Here is a 16,338-nt window from a genome sequence, read left to right as displayed (position 1 = left end):
GGTCGCTCGCTTGCAGTGCTCGCGCGTGGTGGTACTCCCGCGGCGGTATGCGATTCAGGTACGGGGTGTCGATCGTGGCAGCGATGCTGATCGCCGATGTCGCCGCGGCGGCCGAGGAGACGGTGCACGCAGTCGCGGCGTGTGCCGTCGAATCGACGGGGGCCGACGAGAAGCCGCTCGAGTGCGAGGCGACGGTGTGCGTCGCGGCCGAGCCCGGGCATTACCTCGACGATCCGAGCATCGTCACCGAACTGTACTGGGGCAGCGGGAATGGTTGTGGTGCGCCCTACGTCGCGGAGACCAGCGGCGACCTGGCGACGAAGATCTGCGCCGACATGCACGCGCAGGGCGTGGACGGTCGGGTCCGCTGCGCCCTGTACGCGAGGCAGCGCCCGCGGCCGTGATGATTGCGAGCGGCCCGGCGATCGACGCGGCCGGGCGGGGCCGGCCATACTCGCTGCATGCACGCGCCGGCGATGAAGCTGTTCCCCATGCTGTCGGCGACCGACTTCGAGCGGTCGCTGGCGTTCTATGCCACGTACCTGGGCGGCCGGCAGACGTATCGGTTCCCCGCCGACGGTGAGCCGATGTTCGTGACGCTGCAGTTCGCGGCGGGCTCGGAGCTCGGCATCGGGCGGATCGTCGCCGGCGCGACGGCGCTGCACGGGCAGGCGCTGCGGCCGGCCAGCGGGCACCGGATCGAGCTGTGCGTGTACGTCGACGACGTCGACGCCACCGCGGCGAGGCTGGAGGCCGCGGGCGCGCCGATCGTCCTCGCGCCGACGGACACTCCGTGGGGCGAGCGCGTGGCCTACGTCGCCGACCCCGACGGCAACCTGGTGATGTTGACGCGCGAAGCCTCGGCCTGAGCCGGGCGAGTCACGATTGCGCGGCGCCGCGAGCATTTCGCGCGGTCCTCCGACGACTTCGGGCGCGCGGGGGCGCGGGACGGGCAAGGCATCGAGAGGCGCCGCTCCCCCGCTCCGATCAAATTTTTCTGCCGGCGGCGCGATCGAAACGAGAGGCCGCGACACAGAAGACATGCCCGGAGTCGAACGCAGATTACCCGGAGAACATGATGAGAAAGATCAACCTACGGTCCTCACTGATTTGTGCCGCGCTGGTAGGCGGCTGCTCGCCCACGTCGAGCTCGACCGCCGACGCGCTGACGGCGGATTCGCCCAGTTCGTCGAGCTCCGACGCGAGCGGCGATGCGCCGACGAGCAGCGGCACGACGACCGACGGCGGCACGACGGCGGAGCCGACGGGCGGCGACATCGGGATGTGCGATCCGTGGATGCAGGATTGTCCCGACGGTTACAAGTGCATGGCCTTCGCCGAGGAGGGCGAGCCGGCGTTCACGGGGACGAAGTGCACGCCGGTGGTCCAGAACCCGGGCCAGGTCGGCGATCCCTGCAAGGTCGACGGCGGCTGGTGGACGGGCGTCGACGACTGCGATCACGGCCAGGCCTGCTGGAACATCAACCACGACGACAACACCGGTCAGTGCGTGGCGCTGTGCACCGGCACGGAGGATGCGTACAGCTGCCCCGGCGCGGCCGACATCTGCGTGTTCTGGGTCCCCGGCCTGGCCCACGTGTGCCTGCAGGGCTGCGACCCGCTGCTGCAGGACTGCCCGGACGGCCAGGGCTGCTTGCCGGACTGGGCCAGCAACGGCCAGCGGTTCGTGTGCCTCGCCGAGTACTCGTTCGACCAGGGCCAGGAGTTCGACCCGTGCGAGTTCAGCAACACGTGCGATCCGGGCCTCATGTGCTGGAATCCAGAGTCGGCGGTGGAGTGCGACCAGAGCGCCGGCGGTTGCTGCATCGCGTTCTGCGACATCAACGATCCGCAGTGCACCGGCGACGGAGCGCAGTGCACGTCCTTCCACGGCGAGGTCGGCGAGGAGGCGCCGCCGCCGTTCGCCGACGTCGGGATCTGCGTGATCCCGGGGTGATGGCATTCGTCCGGATCGGCGGGTACATCGATTGCGCCCGCTGGCCGGCGAGGTCGATTCACATGACTCGCGTCGATGCGATCGCGGGTCGCATGCGATGATCTTCGCCGCATGAGTCCGGTCCTCGAAGCACGCCTGACGGATCCGCTCGCACATGGAGCGACGTGCGGATGCGCCCGTCTGCGTGCGCGTTGCCGCGCGCGGCTGTTGTGTAAGATGTCCGGGTCGATGTCCGAGCCAGAAGTCAGCGGGATCCCCGAGGCCCTGGTGGCGGCCGCCCGTGCGGTCGACGTGCCGCACGATCTCCGGACGCTCTTCGAGCGGCTCGCCGTGCCGCTCGCGCTCGAGGTCGAGGCGCCGGCCGAGGGGGCGCCGACGCTGGCCCTGCAGCTGTTGCGGCTCGCGAGCCACGGGTCGTCGCTGCGGCTCACAGGGGCCCGTACGGGGGCCGCGAGCCCGAAGGTGCGCTTGGTTCATGGCTCGAAGGACCTGGTCCTCGGGACAGCCGAGTTGGCCGAGGGGATCCCCGCGCTGGCGCGGCGGATCGCGCAGACGCTGCTCGACATCGGCGAGGTCGCCGGGGCGATTGAGCGCTTCGCGCGCGAGTCGCCGCGGCAGGACGCGCTGCGGCAGCTGACGCGGGCGATGCTCGAGACCGGCAGCATCGACCGGCTGCGGACGATCCTGTTGTTCGGACTGACCTCGGGGCTGGCCCTGGGGTTCAGCCGCGCGGCGCTGTTCGTGTACGACGAGGACGGGCGGGCGCTGGTCGGCGAGTCGGCGATCGGGCCGGCGGACGTGGGCGAGGCGGCGCGGGCGGAGGGTCTCGCGGCGCTCGGGCTCGAGCAGCGGATGGCGGCCGTGGCCGCGTTCGAGCCGCGCTTCGAGAATTTCGTGCGGACGATCGCGGTCGACGTGACGACCGACCCGCGCGACGAGATCGGGGAGGCGCTGGGGGCGAGCGGGCCGCTGTTGTTCTCGCGCGATCGGCCGGTCAACCCGGCGCTGGCGGCCCTCGAGCCGCCGCGCGAGTTCCTGGTGGCGGCGATCCGCCTGCGCGACAAGCCGATCGGGATCGTGGTCGCCGACGATCCTTACGGGCCGGCGCCGATCGACCCGGACTGCCGCGAGTTCGTCGGCTTCCTGCTCGACACCGCGGCGCTGGCGTCGGAGAACCTGCGCCTGGTCGAGAGCGTGGAGACGCTGGCCCGCCACGACGCGCTGACCGGGTTGTTCAACCGCCGCGAGTTCGAGTCGCGCATGGCCGACGAGCAGTCGCGGGCCCAGCGGCTCGGCTCGCAGTGCGCGCTGCTGCTGTTCGACGTCGACCGCCTGCGGCAGGTCAACGAGTCGCGCGGGCACAAGGCCGGCGACGAGCTGCTGCAGTCGGTCGGGGTGCTGCTGCGTTCGACGCTGCGCTCGCACGACATCGTCGCGCGCCTCGCCGGCGACGCGTTCGCGGTGCTCGTGACCGACACCAACCACGAGCAGGTGCTGGCGATCGTCCGCCGGGTCGGGGCGCTGGCGCTGGGGATGGGGGTCTCGCTCAGCGCCGGCGGCTCGCTGTGGCCGCGCGACAACCACGAGCAGTCGGTGCTGTTCTCGGAGGCCGAGGCGGCGCTGATCGAGGCCAAGCGCGGCGGCCGGGGCCGCGCGGTCATCGACGGGGCCGACGAGCCGATGGTGTTCGCGGCGCCGGGCGACGACGACTCGCCGGCGTGAGCCCGGGGGGCTGGACATGTCCCGAGGGGCAGGTGGCGCGGTGAACCTCGCGCCGCGGCGGTCGTCGCGGCCGGCGAGCGCGGATCATGAGGTGGCGAGACGGACATGTCCGCCGGGACATGACTGAAGCGAGGCGAGCGCGGCGCGGTGCATGGGTTGTCTCGAAGGACATGTCTCCGGGAGCATCTCTGCGCGAGGCGAGCGCGGCGCGCCGGACGGCCGGCGGGCGGAGCGAGGCGAGCGCGATGAATGCCTCGAAGGACATGTCCCATGAAGCTGGCTCACGCGAGGCGAGCGCGGCGCGCCAGGGAGGCTACCAGTCGGCATGGCGAGGAAGACATGTCTGAACGGTCATGATCTGTCCGCGAGGCGAGCGCGCCGCGCCCGAGGACGCGCTCCCGGGTAGCATGGCGATGAGGGCATGTCCGAACGGTCATGTGCCGGCAGCGAGGCGAGCGGCGCGCCAAAGCGAGACGGACATGCCCGCGGGACAGATGCGAGCGAGCCGAGGGCGGGCCGCCGGAGCTGCTCCCGGCGCGCGTTGGAGCGGGGTGGCGATGCGGACATGTCCTTTGGAACAGGACGCGAGCGAGGCGAGCGCGGCGCGAGCGAGCGGTCGATCGCCGCGGCGCGACGGCCTGCGGCGAGCGAGCGGTCGATCGCCCGCGAGGCGAGCGCGACGCCTGACCGAATGGACAGGTCGCGGGGCGGCCGGTCGCGCCGCCTGGGTCGCGGGCGCGGCGCTTTCGTCCCTCGGGACATGCCCCGAGGGTCATGTCCCCTTCATTAAAAAAGATGGAAGAAGGCGAGCCGCCTCAGGCGTCGCAGCACTTCTTGTACTTCTTGCCGCTGCCGCACGGGCACGGGTCGTTGCGGCCGATCTTCGGGGCGGCGCGGACGTAGGGCGCGGGGCCGTGGTCGTGGTCGCAGTCGGGCCCGTGGACGTGGCCGTGGTCGTGATCGTGGTCGCAGTCGGGGCCGTGGACGTGCTCGTGGCCGGGCATGGGAGGGACTATGCGCGAGCGGGCCGGCGGGCGGCAAGGCGCGCGAGAGGGGGCGTGCGAGCGCCCGCCCGCGTGTGGCCTTTCGCATAGTTCGACGCCGCGGCGGCGATCCGGACGCCGGGCCGTGACCCCGGCGGGGCTAGCGGCCGAGGGTTTTGACGTCGAGCCAGCCGTTGGCGTGGGCGGCGAGCACGACCGTCCCGTCCCACCCGGTCGCATAGATCGCGCGGTCGATCGTGCGGCGCTGGAAGATCTCCGTCACCTTGTCCTGGAATGCGCCGCGGAAGCCGACCATCACCGGGATGGGGGCGCGGCGGCCGCGGACGCCGTAGTCAGGGTGCACGAGGTGCTCGAGCGCGACGATGTGCGGGTGGCCGTACTTGCGGGCGGTCCACGGGATGTTGCGTTCGTAGGGGCCCATCGAGATGACGGCCACGCGCGGGCTCATCATCGCCATCTGGTAGTGGATGGTGGCGTTCTTGCTGCCGTGGTGGCCGACCTGATAGATGTCGACGTCGAGCAGCTCGGGCCGCTTCTCGTAGCGGTCGGCGAGGCGGGACAGGCCGATGAGCTCGAGGTCGCCGGTGAAGAGGGCGCTGCTCTCGCCGTAGTCGACGCGGACGACGACGCTGTGGTTGTTGGGGTTGTCGCCGTAGGTCGCGAGGTCGTGCGTGACGGTGCCCCACAGCGCGGTGAGCTTGGGGTCGGTGGGCGCGCGGGCGCAGCCGGCGATCGGGTCGAGGATGGGCCCGGTGAGGCCGCCTTCAGGCACGTCGCCGGCGCCGACGGCGAGGTAGTTGACGCCCTTGTCGGGGTGCTCCTGCAGCCACGCGTGCACCTTCATCTGCTGCGTCGCGCCCGGGTCCTCGGTGCCGTCGTTGTGGCTGTGCGGGGCGTCGGCGCCGTTGTCGACCACGTTCTTGACGGTGTAGCGCTCGAGCACGCCGAGGGCGCCGCGGTTGTGGTCGATGTGCGGGTGGGTGACGAGCAGCAGGTCGAGGGTGCGATTCAGGTCGGTGCGGCGGGCGAAGAAGGCGTCGAGGTAGGCGTAGAGCGCGGCCTCGCCGTCGAACAGGTCGTTCTTCTCGCCGCCGGTGTCGATCAGCGCCGCGCCGCACGGGAACTCGAGCAGGGTCGCGTCGCCCTGGCCGATGTCGATAAAGTGCAGCGTCATCGCGTCGGCCGGGTCGGTGCCGGACGGGCGCGAGGTCGGGTCGCGGTCGCGGGCGATCCGCGGCAGGACGAGCCCGGGGTCGGCCTTCACCTCGATCGGCGGCGCCTCGTCACGCGGGCCGCAGCTGCAGGCGAGCAAGGCGAGGGCGCACACGCGGAGTCGCACGCGCGCATGATAGCAGCGCGGCGCAGCCACGAACTCGTGAGCTGCGCCGCGGTCGGAGGTGGAGTTGCCCGGTGGGCTCGGGGTCCAGACGGCCAGGGAGAGCGTCCGGTGGTGCTTGGGGACAGGTCAGGCGACCTGTCGGAAGAGACACGTCAGACGTGATCGCCGCTCGAGAGGCGAATCGTTCCAGGTGCGCCCATCACGCACTCCGAGCGGAGGCGCGCGCCGAGGCACGCGCAGGTGGGGTCCAGCAGGCCCAATGGGCCCCTGTCAGGCCGCCTCCGGTCGATCGAGCGGCGGCGTCTCGGAAGTGCCGCCCTGCGGCGCCTCGGCCGGCGTCTGCGGCGGTCGCGCGGTCGTGACCGGGCCGCGCTCCTTCTTGGCCAGGCGACGGATCATGCGCCGGAGCGACTTGGCGATCGCGTGCCCGGTGGGCAGCACGACGGCGACGGTGTCGCCGTGCTCCTTCTGGATGATGACCGTGTGCTGGCCGATGACGAGGCGGATGGTGTCCTCCCCGGTCTGGCCGAACAGCTGCAGCGAGGCGTCGAGGACGGGCGACCAGCTGTCGACGCCGCGGAAGCCGCGTGGATGGTTGGGTGAATCGATCGTGACGGCGACGACGCCCGGGGCGGCCGCCAGGTGTTCGATGTTGGCAAAGAGGCTCATGGCTGTGTCTCCTGAAGGTCGAGCCGCGCTGGGCTGCGGGCGCCGCGCTCGACGTCTGGTCAACCATGGTCCGGCTTGGGGGACGGTGCCACCGGCGCCCCGCGGGCATGCATCACACTGAAGGTTTGTAGAGGGTCGTCCGGACATCGTTCCAGACCCCCCCTGCACCCCGTATGGCCTACCTACGGGGGGTCGCCCAGGGGTCCCCAGGGGGTGGGGTCTGAAAACACCAACCCAAGTGGAGCATGCTCACCGAGCTCATGCGGATGCGAGACTTCGCACGATCTCGAGGGCCTCGGCCACGTGTTTCTTGGGCCGGACCTGGGACGAGAACACGTGCCGCACCACGCCGCCGCGGTCGATGATGAAGGTGACGCGGCCGTCGATGAGGCCGAGCGTCTTCTTCACCCCGTAGCTCGCGCGCACCGCTCCGCCGCGATCGCTGAGGAGGCGGAACGGGAGGTTGTACTTGTCGGCGAAGGCCTTGTGCGCGGCCACGCCGTCGCTGCTGATGCCGAGGACCTCGGCGCCGGCGTCGGAGAAGACGGTGTAGGCGTCGCGGAAGCTGCAGGCCTCGACGGTGCAGCCGGGCGTGTCGTCCTTGGGATAGAAGTAGAGGACGACGCAGCGCTCCTTGAGCAGATCGGCGAGGGCGACGGTGCGGCCCTCCTGATCCTGCAGGCTGAAGTCGGGGGCGACGTCGCCGACGGCGATCTGGGTGCTGCGACTCATGCGCGGCGAGTGTACCGCCGGCCACGGGAGGCCGGAAGGGTCTGTCTTCGGTGCGGTTTTTACCGTATCAGTGAAGGTCTCCATGCGCCTCGTTCGCCTGTCGCCGCTGTACTTCGTCGCCACCACGGCGGCGCTGGTGTGGCCGCTGTATCCGCTGCTGGGCGACCACATCGAACCGCGTGTGCTCGGGATGCCGTGGTCGCTGGCGTACGTGCTGCTGATCATCCTCGCCAACACGGCGGTGCTGGTGGGGCTGTACCTGAGCCGGGCGGTCGACGCCGTCGAGGCAGAGGACGACGGCCGTGGCTGACATGGGCGCCGTCGCGCCGTACGCCGTGTTCGCCTACCTGGCGGCTTCGCTCGCCCTCGGCCTCGTCGCCGGGCGGCGCGGCAGCGGCGGTACCGACGACTTCGTCACCGGCGAGCGCTCGTTCGGGCCGGTGCTGATGTACTTCGTCATGGGGGCGATGATCTTCAGCGCGTACGCGCTGCTCGGCACGCCGCAGCGGGTCATCAGCAAGGGCTCGGACGCGTTCTACATGCTGGCCTACGGGGCCGCGGCGTTCGTGCCGGTGTTCTACTTCGGGGCCCGCGTGCGGCGCATGGGCGCGCGCCTCGGGCTGGTGACGCAGGCGGAGCTGATCGGGGCCCGCTACGACAGCCGGCGCGTGACGACGGTGATGGGCGCGGCGTCGCTGCTGGCGTTCATCCCGTACCTGGCGATCCAGTTCAAGGGCGCGGGCATCGTCATGAGCCTGGCGCTCGGCTGGTCGCCGCTGCTCGGCGCGGCCACGGTGTACGCGGTGGTCGCGACCTACGTGATGTTCGGCGGCATGCGCGGGGTCGGCTGGACCAACGTGCTGCAGGGCGTGGCGATGCTGGCGGTGGTGTGGTGGCTCGGGCTGGCGATCCCCGGGCAGCTGTTCGGCGGGGTCGCGCCGATGTTCGACCGCGTGATCGCCGAGCACCCGGAGTACCTGACGCTGCCCGGGCCGCCGCCGGGCACCAGCTCGTTCCAGTACACGGCCGAGATCGTGATGTCGACGCTCGGCTTCGCGATGTGGCCGCAGGTGTTCATGAAGTGCTTCACCGGCCGCAGCGCGCGGGCGGTGCAGTACGCGGCGGTGACGTACCCGAGCTTCCTGGTGTTCCTGGTGCCGCTGCTGTTCCTCGGCTACGCGGCGCTGCTGCTGCCCGGGGCGCCGCGCGACGAGAGCGTGCTGCTGTGGCTCGTCAGCCGGCCCGAGATCGGCGGGCCGTGGGTGTTCGCGGCGTTCTGCACCGCGGTGCTGGCGGCGTCGATGTCGACCGGCGACGCGCTGCTGCACGGCGGGGCGTCGATCTTCGTCCGCGACGTGCTCGTCTCGGGGCTCGGCGTGCCGCTGTCGGAGCGGGCCCAGACGCGGCTGATGCGAGGGGGCGTGGTCGTGCTGTTCGGGCTCGGGCTGGTGATGCTGGTCGTCGCCAGCAAGGTGTCGATCGTCGACCTGCTGCTGCTCGCGTACGCGGTGCCGGTGCAGTTCCTGCCGCCGGTGATGCTCGGGCTGTACTGGCGGCGGGCCAACCGCGTGGCCGCCGAGGCCGGCCTGTTCGTCGGGCTCGGGGTCGCGTTCGCGCTGTTCCTGGCCAAGATCCTGGCGCCGTCGCTGTACGCGTGGTGTAACCCGCTCGACCTGCAGATCGGCGCGGTCGGGCTGGTGCTCAACGCGGCGACCATGTTCGTGCTGTCGCTGGCGACCCCGCCCATGCCACAGTCCCACCTGCAACACTTCGAGTTCCGCCAGCCATGACCACCCGCGTGCTCCTCGTCGTTTCCCTGGGTCTCGTCGCCTGCGAGGCCACGAGCCGCCGCTACGCCGCGCTCGACGCCCCGCCGCCCGCGCCGGTGCCGGTCGGCGACGCGCGGCCGCTGACGGAGCTGACGAAGGTGACCGAGCTGTCGGAGGCCGAGAAGGCCAAGGCGGCCAAGGAGAAGCCGGCGTGCGGGCGCGGCAGCGGGCGCGACATCCACGGCGAGTGCGTGCCGCTCGCGCTGTGGGACACCGAACACGTGCAGCGGGTGCAGATCCCCGGCGGCGTGTTCGTGATGGGCAACGTGCCCGAGCACTTCAACTCGTCGCCGTCGCGCGAGCTGCCGGCGGTGCGCTGGTCGGGCAACCCGCCGCGGCACGAGATGGTGCGCAGCTTCTGGATGGACCTCCACGAGGTCACCCGCGCCGCCTACGCGGCCTGCGTCGCGGCCGGCGCCTGCACGCCCAGCCAGTGTCCCGAAGGACAGGTCGATCCGGGGCGCGACGTCGAGCCGCACGTGGCCGACTCGCTGCCGCAGACGTGCGTCAGCCACAAGCAGGCCGAGGACTACTGCCGCCACGCCGGCGGCCGCCTGCCGAGCGAGGCCGAGTGGGAGTACGCGGGCCGCGGGCCCGACGCGCGCGTGTGGCCGTGGGGCAACCAGATCAAGGACGACATCCCGCAGGGCCTCTATCCCGCGGGACATGTCCGTGAGGACAGCTCATACTTCGGCCTGCGCGGGATGGGCAGCAACGCGATCGAGTGGACGGCCGACGTGTACGAGGGCGACGCGGCGCTGAAGCCGTTCGTCGCCGAGGCGTTCCGCGCCGCCGACGGGCCGCTGGCGGTCGCGCGGGCGGTGTTCGAGCAGGCGGCGTTCTGCGGCGACAAGCCCGGCTGCGAGGCGCCGAAGGGCGAGCCGCTGCGCCACGTGTACAAGTACGGCAACCTCGGCCAGCGCCGCGGCGCCCGCGAGTCGCGGCCGCCGAGGTTCCCCGGGGTCGAGCTCGAGGGCTGGGACGTCGTCGGCGCCGACCACCGCCTCGGCTTCCGCTGCGCCGCCGACCTGCGCGAGGCGGACAAGCCGCTGCAGGTGCCGGCCGCCGTCGCGCCGATCCCCATCGTCCGCTCCGAGGGCGCGCTCGAGCTGTTCGGCGGGGTGGTCGAGGCGGTCAACCAGGAAGAGGCGCGCCGCTTCTGCGCCGGCCTGCGCGTGCCCTACGGCGCCGAGGCGCTGACCGGCTTCCGCCTGCCGCGGCTGGCCGAGGTCGAGCAGCTGACGGCCGTGTTCCGCGGACCCGGGCCGTTCTGGGCCGAGGACGGCGCCGCCGTCCAGATGGCCGAGACGACGCCGCCCGACCCGGACGAGCCGTGGAGGATGCTGATGGTCGGGTCCGAGACGGCGCTGGCGGCCCGCTGCGTCCGCGACGTGCAGCAGTAGCGCTTTCGGGCATGTCCCTGGGGGCATGCCCTCTGGGGCATGTTCATACGGACATGTCCCATCGAAGGGGCAGGTGAGCCCCAACCTTTAGCGCCGGCGCCGGCGCCAGGGGACGAGCAGGGCGGCGAGGGCGAGGCCGAGGATGTCCGGGCCGGTCGCGCCCGCGGTGCAGCCGCAGCCCTTGTCGCCCTCGAGCGGGTCGCCGGACGAGTCGGGCGCCTCGCCGGTGGTCGAGCCGCTCGAGTCACCGCCGGGCTGCTCGCCGGTCGCGGAGCTGGTCGGGGCCGTGTCGGTCGCGCCGCCGCTCTCGGTCTCGCCCTCGGTCGCGCCGCCCGGGCCCTCGGTCGCGCCGTCCGAGCTCTCGGTCTCGCCGGCGTCGGTGTCGGTCGCCGCGGCGTCGACGACCTCGATGCCGATGACGTCGGACTCGGTGGCGCCGCCGGGGCCCTCGGCCCAGGCGTAGAGCATGTACGTGTCCGGCGACAGGGTGAGCTGGATCGTGCAGGGCGAGGGCCCGGCGGGACACACGTCCTCCTTCACGGTGGTCCACGGGCCGTCGCCGTCGAGCCGGGTCCGGCTGTCGAGGTGGATCTCCTTGCCGTCGAAGATGTCCTCGAACTCGATGGTCACCGAAACGGCGGCGTCGGGCGTCCCCGAGAACACGTCGCCCGTGGCCGGCTCGACGATGGTGATGAGCATCGAGCCTTCGCCGGTGTCGGGGTCCGGGAAGGTGTCGGAGTCGGTCTCGCCGGTGGTGACGGGGATCGAGGCCGCCGCCGCCGGGACGACGCCGAGCAGCGAGATCGTGAGGGCAGAGATGCGCAGGCCGAGCGAGGACATGCCGGTGGAGTAGCAGCGCGCCGGCGGCTGGTCCACCGCGACGAGGCTGTCGCGCTCACGACCGCCGTGTCACGGTGGCCCTTGTTATATTGGACATGTCTTGATGGACATGTCCCGAGCGACGGGCCGACTCAGCCGGTGTACTCGACGAACAGCGCGGTGATGTTGTCGCGGCCGCCGTTGGCGTTGGCGTGGCGCACGGCCTCGCGGGCGGCGGTGGCGAGGTCGGCGGTGAACAGGCGGGCGAGCACGCCGGGCTCGTCGAGGTACTCGTGCAGGCCGTCGCTGCACAGCAGCAGCTTGTCGCCGGGGCTCAGCTCGAGCTGGCGGACGTCGACCTCGACGAATTCGCGGTGGCCGACGGCGCGGGTGATCACGTGCTTGAGGTGCGACAGCTTGGCCGCCTCGGGCGTCAGCCTGCCTTGACGGATCTGCACGTTCACCAGCGTGTGGTCGTCGGTCAGCTGGACGTGCTCGCCGGCGTGCCACAGGTACACCCGCGAGTCGCCGACCCACGCGACGGTGGCGATCGAGCCGGCGACCAATACCACCGAGGCGGTGGTCGACATGCCCCTTCGGTCAGGGTCCATCTCGCCCATGGTGTGGACCATGTAGCAGGCGCTCTGGATCGCCCCGCGCACCAGGCTGGCGAGGCGCTGACGGGCGGCCGAGTCGACGCCGCCGCCGATCCGCGCGATCTCGATGTCGGTCGCGTCGCCCTTGACGAAGTCGACGATGAACTCGACCGTCTCCTGGCTGGCGATCTCGCCGCGAGCCCGGCCGCCGACGCCGTCGCAGACGATGAAGAGGCCGAGGTGGGCGTCGGCGAGGAAGGCGTCCTCGTTGCGGCTGCGCACCCGACCGATGTCGGTGTAGCCGTAGTGCCGCGTCCCCATGGCGGCGGGACAGTAGCACGGGGCTCGCTGGGATCGCGGCGCGGCTTGGCGTATCCTGGCGCGGATCTGACCTGGAGCGCCGATGACCTCGCGTGGATGCAGCCGGATTTTCGCCCTGTCCAGCCTCACCCTCGGCGGCTGCCTCGACCCCACCGCCGGCGGCGACGACGCGTCAGACTCGGCGAACACCGTCGGGACGACCGAGCCCGCGGCGACGGCCGGGCCCACCACCGACACGGCGCCGACGACGACGGGCACGGCGACAACCCCGACGACGACCGGTGATTCGAGCACGAGCGAGGGCACGACCGGCGAGCCGCCCGGCGAGCCGCCCGACCTGTTCTGCCCCGATGGTCCGCAGGGCGGGTGCGAGGCGCAGCCCGGCGCGCCGCTCGAGGCGGGCGCGGCGGTGCTGTCGCTGGTGCCGAACTGCTGGGAGAAGTGGGTCGATGTCGACATGGACAACCGCTGGAAGCCGGCGGACGACATGCTGCTCGACTGCGGCTGCGACCAGAAGTGCCCCGGCGACCCCGGCTACACCGCGCCGGACATGGGCGAGGGCGACGGCGAGCTGCAGCCGCTGTTCATGGCCGGGTTCGGCCACAACCGGCCGGCCCTGGGGGTCCGCGACGCGACGCAGGGGCTCGTGGGCGAGGGCGACGGGCTGTGGGCGCGGGCGATCGGGCTGCGCCAGGGCGAGTCGACGCTGGCGATCGTGGCGATCGACACCGTCGGCTACTTCAACAACGACGTGCAGGTGGTCCGCGACATGCTGGCCGACGAGGGCGTCGAGGTCGACTACCTGATCGTGCACGCGACGCACAACCACGAGGGCCCGGACACGATGGGCCTGTGGGGCGTCGACCTGTTCACGTCGGGCTACGACCCGGGCTACCGCCAGCAGGTGCGCGAGACCATCGTCGCGGCGGTCAAGGGCGCGTTCGCGGACATCCGCGAGGTCGGGTCGATGCGCGTCGGCGAGGTCGACGTGTCGACGTACCACGACAACGGCATGGCCAACGTCCTCCGCGACTCCCGCGACCCGTGGGTGGCCGACGAGACGCTGTCGGCGGCGCACCTGGTCGACACCGAGGGCCTGCCGATCGCCACGCTCGTCAATTACGGCTGTCACCCGGAGACGCTGGCCAACGACAACTTGCTGGTGACGTCGGACTTCGTGCACGCGCTGCGCCGCACGGTCGAGCAGGGCTCGACGTGGCAGACGGCGGCGGGCAAGCCGGGGCTCGGCGGGCCGGCGATCTACATCAACGGGGCCGTCGGCGGGATGATGACGACGCTCGGCGTCAAGGTCGAGAACCCCGACGGCGAGACGCACCAGGCGGCCAGCTTCGAGAAGGCCGACTCGGTCGGACAGATGCTCGGCGAGATGGCGCTCGACGCGGTCGAGCTGGGCGAGGAGATCACGGGCCCGACGCTGCGCTTCGCGGCCAAGCGGTTCCGCGCCCCGGTCACCAACACCAACTTCAAGCTGTTCTTCGACCTCATGGTGCTCGAGCGCGAGGTGTTCAACGCCGACATGCCGGGCAAGGCGGAGATCGAGACCGAGATGGGCCTGGTCGAGCTCGGCCCGATCCAGATGCTGACGGTGCCCGGCGAGCTGCTGCCCGAGCTGCAGGTCGGCGGCTACGACGGCTCGCACATCAACGCCCCGGGGGTGCCGCTGATCAAGCCCGACAACGTCAACCCGCCCGACCTCGACGCGGCGCCGAAGGGGCCGTACATCGAGGACCGCATGGGCCTGCAGTACCGCTGGATCATCGGCCTGGGCAACGACGAGCTCGGCTACATCATCCCCGAGTACGACTTCGTGCTGGCCGACGTGATGCCGTGGGTGACCGAGGCCGAGGGCAATCACTACGAGGAGACCAACTCGCTCGGGCCCGCCATGGCCGGCCTGGTCGATCAGTTCGCCGACCTGCTGATCGCGTGGTCGAAGCAGTAGCGCCGGCTCGGCGGCGGAGCCGGCCTCCCGGCCGCGAGCGCGCCCGACTACGCAAATTGACGCTCGTCGCCGAGGGGGCCCTCCGCACGGTGATCGATGCCGGCGATCGTCGGCCCGGGGTATGGGGTCACGCCATGTCCGAGAGCACCACCGAGCCGACGATCCACCCCCTCCGGCGCGCGGCCAGCGGCGCAGCCGCGGCGCTCCTGCTGCTCGTCACGGCCTGCGGCGACGACGTCGCCGGCAGCGCGACGACGGACGAGACGACGACGACGACCGGCGCGACGACCACCACGGCGACCGAGACGACCGCGGAGCCCACGGCCTCCGGCGACCCCGAGAGCGGGAGCACCAGCACGTCGGCGCCGACCACCTCGATGCCGGTGAGCTCGACGACGGACGACGACACCACCACCGGCACCTCGATGCCGGTGAGCTCGACGACGGGCGACACCACCACCGACACCGCCGACACCACCACCACGAGCGACACCGACGGCGTGTGCGAGCCGGGGGCCAGCGAGGACTGCTACAGCGGCCCGGACGGCACCCGCGACGTCGGCGTGTGCAAGGCGGGGGTTCGCACCTGCGCCGACGACGGCAGCGGCTTCGGGCCCTGTGTCGGCGAGGTGACCCCGAGCCCGGAGGACTGCAGCACGCCGGCCGACGACAATTGCCTCGGCGATGTCCCCGAGTGCGGCGCGGCGCTGTGGGTCGAGCAATTCGGCGGCCCGCTGGAGAACGAGACCAGCAGCCTCGTCGTCGGCCCTGACGACGCCATCGCCATCACCGGCAGGTTCTACGGCGCCCTCGACTTCGGCGGCGGGGCGCTCGTCAGCGCCGGCCTGTACGACGGCTACCTCGCCAGCTTCGACGGCGACGGCCACCATGTCTGGAGCCGTCGCTTCGGCAGCGCCGGCCAGGAGTACGGCCGCGAGGTCGCCTTCGACGCGGCCGGCGGCGTCGTCCTCTCCGCCAACATCGAAGGCGCCGGCGACCTCGGCGGCGGGACGCTCGCCAGCACCGGCGCGCAGGACATCGCCGTCGCTCGCTACGACGCCGGCGGGGCGCACGAGTGGAGCGCGATCTACCACGGTCCCGACAACCAGATCGGTGTGAGCTGCGCGATCGACAGCCACGACGACGTGATCCTCGGCGGGGTCTTCAACGCGAACTTCGAGCTGGGCCCCGCGACCCTGACCAGCGCGGGTGATGTCGACATCTACCTCGCCAGGCTCGACGGCGGCGGCGGGTACCAGTGGGCCGAGAGCTTCGGCAGCGCCGATCATCAGTACGCCCTCACCACGGTCGACGGCGACGACGACCTCCTCCAGGCCGGGTACTTCGTCGGTCAGCTCGACTACGGAGGCGGGCCGATGCTCGCCAACGGCCGCGACGTGTTCCTCGCCAAGCTCGACGGCGACGGCGGGCACGTGTGGAGCCAGCGCTTCGGCGACGCCGGCGATCAGCGGATCCAGACGCTCGCCACCGACGCTGCGGGGCGCGTGCTGGTCGGCGGGCACTTCGACGGCGTCCTCGACTTCGGCGGCGGTCCCCTGATGCACGAGGGCAACTTCGACGGCTTCGTCGCGGTCTTCGCCGCCGACGGCGACCACCTGTGGAGCCGTCGCCTCGGCGGACCGGGCACCTCGCGGATCGACGCCATCACCGCCGACGCCGCGGGCAACGTCATCGTCGGCGGCATCTTCAACCAGACCGTCGACCTCGGCGGCGGCGCCGAACTGACGGCGGGCCCGAACACCTCCGCGTTCCTCGCCAAGTACGATCCCGCCGGCGAGCTCCTCCACGCCGTCAGCCTCGGCGCCGGCGCCGGCTACCACTGGCTCGCGGGCGTCGCCACCGACTCCGCCGATCACGTGGTCGTCCTCGGCTCCTTCAGCGAGAACATCGACATCGCCGGCGAGGTCCTGACGACCGCCGGCAAGACCGACATCTTCCTGGCCAAGCTCGCGCTCTGAGCCCC

At 71.7% G+C, this 16,338-nt stretch carries 16 protein-coding genes; 9 read left to right on the top strand and 7 right to left on the bottom strand.

What is annotated here, in order from left to right; all coding sequences use genetic code 11:
* The first annotated feature begins 83 nt into the window (after positions 1-83).
* Positions 84-404, top strand: a complete 321-nt coding sequence (locus K7C98_RS17735) for a hypothetical protein (RefSeq protein ID WP_224192862.1) — start codon at positions 84-86, stop codon at positions 402-404.
* 57 nt (positions 405-461) lie between these two features.
* On the top strand, positions 462-869 hold the full coding sequence (locus K7C98_RS17730) for a VOC family protein (protein ID WP_224192860.1): 408 nt from the start codon (positions 462-464) through the stop codon (positions 867-869).
* Between the two features lie 193 nt (positions 870-1,062).
* Here K7C98_RS17730 and K7C98_RS17725 read toward each other — a convergent pair whose 3' ends face one another.
* The gene (locus K7C98_RS17725; RefSeq protein WP_224192859.1) at positions 1,063-1,278 is read right to left on the bottom strand and encodes a hypothetical protein; all 216 of its coding nucleotides are present in this window, start codon (positions 1,276-1,278) and stop codon (positions 1,063-1,065) included.
* A 19-nt stretch (positions 1,279-1,297) separates the two neighbouring features.
* Here K7C98_RS17725 and K7C98_RS17720 point away from each other — a divergent pair, with 19 nt between their 5' ends.
* The gene (locus K7C98_RS17720) at positions 1,298-1,957 is read left to right on the top strand and encodes a ribulose phosphate epimerase (RefSeq protein ID WP_224192858.1); all 660 of its coding nucleotides are present in this window, start codon (positions 1,298-1,300) and stop codon (positions 1,955-1,957) included.
* A 228-nt stretch (positions 1,958-2,185) separates the two neighbouring features.
* Positions 2,186-3,679: a GGDEF domain-containing protein gene (locus K7C98_RS17715; protein ID WP_224192857.1), complete on the top strand. Its 1,494-nt coding sequence runs from the start codon at positions 2,186-2,188 to the stop codon at positions 3,677-3,679.
* 815 nt (positions 3,680-4,494) lie between these two features.
* On the opposite strand, the gene K7C98_RS17710 is transcribed toward K7C98_RS17715, so the two are convergent.
* The 4 genes from K7C98_RS17710 to K7C98_RS17695 all read right to left on the bottom strand — a co-directional run bounded on the left by K7C98_RS17710 (position 4,495) and on the right by K7C98_RS17695 (position 7,423).
* A complete protein-coding gene (locus tag K7C98_RS17710; RefSeq protein ID WP_224192856.1) occupies positions 4,495-4,683 on the bottom strand; it encodes an SEC-C metal-binding domain-containing protein in 189 nt (62 codons plus the stop codon).
* 139 nt (positions 4,684-4,822) lie between these two features.
* Positions 4,823-6,022 carry a ComEC/Rec2 family competence protein gene (locus K7C98_RS17705; protein WP_224192855.1) on the bottom strand — a complete coding sequence of 400 codons (1,200 nt, stop codon included), beginning with the start codon at positions 6,020-6,022 and terminating at the stop codon, positions 4,823-4,825.
* A gap of 270 nt (positions 6,023-6,292) precedes the next feature.
* Positions 6,293-6,691: a hypothetical protein gene (locus K7C98_RS17700; protein WP_224192854.1), complete on the bottom strand. Its 399-nt coding sequence runs from the start codon at positions 6,689-6,691 to the stop codon at positions 6,293-6,295.
* Positions 6,692-6,949: 258 nt separating this feature from the next.
* On the bottom strand, positions 6,950-7,423 hold the full coding sequence (locus K7C98_RS17695) for a peroxiredoxin (protein ID WP_224192853.1): 474 nt from the start codon (positions 7,421-7,423) through the stop codon (positions 6,950-6,952).
* A gap of 82 nt (positions 7,424-7,505) precedes the next feature.
* On the opposite strand from K7C98_RS17695, the gene K7C98_RS17690 reads away from it, so the two are divergent.
* The 3 genes from K7C98_RS17690 to K7C98_RS17680 are packed head-to-tail and all read left to right on the top strand — an operon-like array spanning position 7,506 to position 10,655.
* On the top strand, positions 7,506-7,733 hold the full coding sequence (locus tag K7C98_RS17690; protein ID WP_224192852.1) for a hypothetical protein: 228 nt from the start codon (positions 7,506-7,508) through the stop codon (positions 7,731-7,733).
* 1 nt (position 7,734) lies between these two features.
* A complete protein-coding gene (locus K7C98_RS17685; protein WP_224192914.1) occupies positions 7,735-9,213 on the top strand; it encodes a sodium:solute symporter family protein in 1,479 nt (492 codons plus the stop codon).
* Entirely contained in the window at positions 9,210-10,655 is a 1,446-nt protein-coding gene (locus K7C98_RS17680; protein ID WP_224192851.1) for a formylglycine-generating enzyme family protein, read from the top strand. The genes K7C98_RS17685 and K7C98_RS17680 overlap by 4 nt, the downstream gene beginning before the upstream one ends.
* 87 nt (positions 10,656-10,742) lie before the next feature.
* On the opposite strand, the gene K7C98_RS17675 is transcribed toward K7C98_RS17680, so the two are convergent.
* A complete protein-coding gene (locus K7C98_RS17675; protein WP_224192850.1) occupies positions 10,743-11,495 on the bottom strand; it encodes an MYXO-CTERM sorting domain-containing protein in 753 nt (250 codons plus the stop codon).
* A gap of 131 nt (positions 11,496-11,626) precedes the next feature.
* Positions 11,627-12,391 (bottom strand): PP2C family protein-serine/threonine phosphatase, encoded by a 765-nt coding sequence (locus K7C98_RS17670; RefSeq protein WP_224192849.1) that lies wholly within the window; start codon positions 12,389-12,391, stop codon positions 11,627-11,629.
* 82 nt (positions 12,392-12,473) lie between these two features.
* On the opposite strand from K7C98_RS17670, the gene K7C98_RS17665 reads away from it, so the two are divergent.
* Complete coding sequence (locus tag K7C98_RS17665) at positions 12,474-14,354, top strand: hypothetical protein (RefSeq protein ID WP_224192848.1); 1,881 nt, start codon at positions 12,474-12,476, stop codon at positions 14,352-14,354.
* 134 nt (positions 14,355-14,488) lie between these two features.
* Positions 14,489-16,333 (top strand): hypothetical protein, encoded by a 1,845-nt coding sequence (locus K7C98_RS17660; RefSeq protein WP_224192847.1) that lies wholly within the window; start codon positions 14,489-14,491, stop codon positions 16,331-16,333.
* Positions 16,334-16,338 lie beyond the last annotated feature (5 nt).

Source organism: Nannocystis pusilla (genome assembly GCF_020073745.1).
Lineage (GTDB): Bacteria > Myxococcota_A > Polyangia > Nannocystales > Nannocystaceae > Nannocystis > Nannocystis radixulma.
The sequence above is the reverse complement of the archived record's forward strand: the minus strand, read 5'-3'. Positions and strand labels throughout refer to the sequence as shown.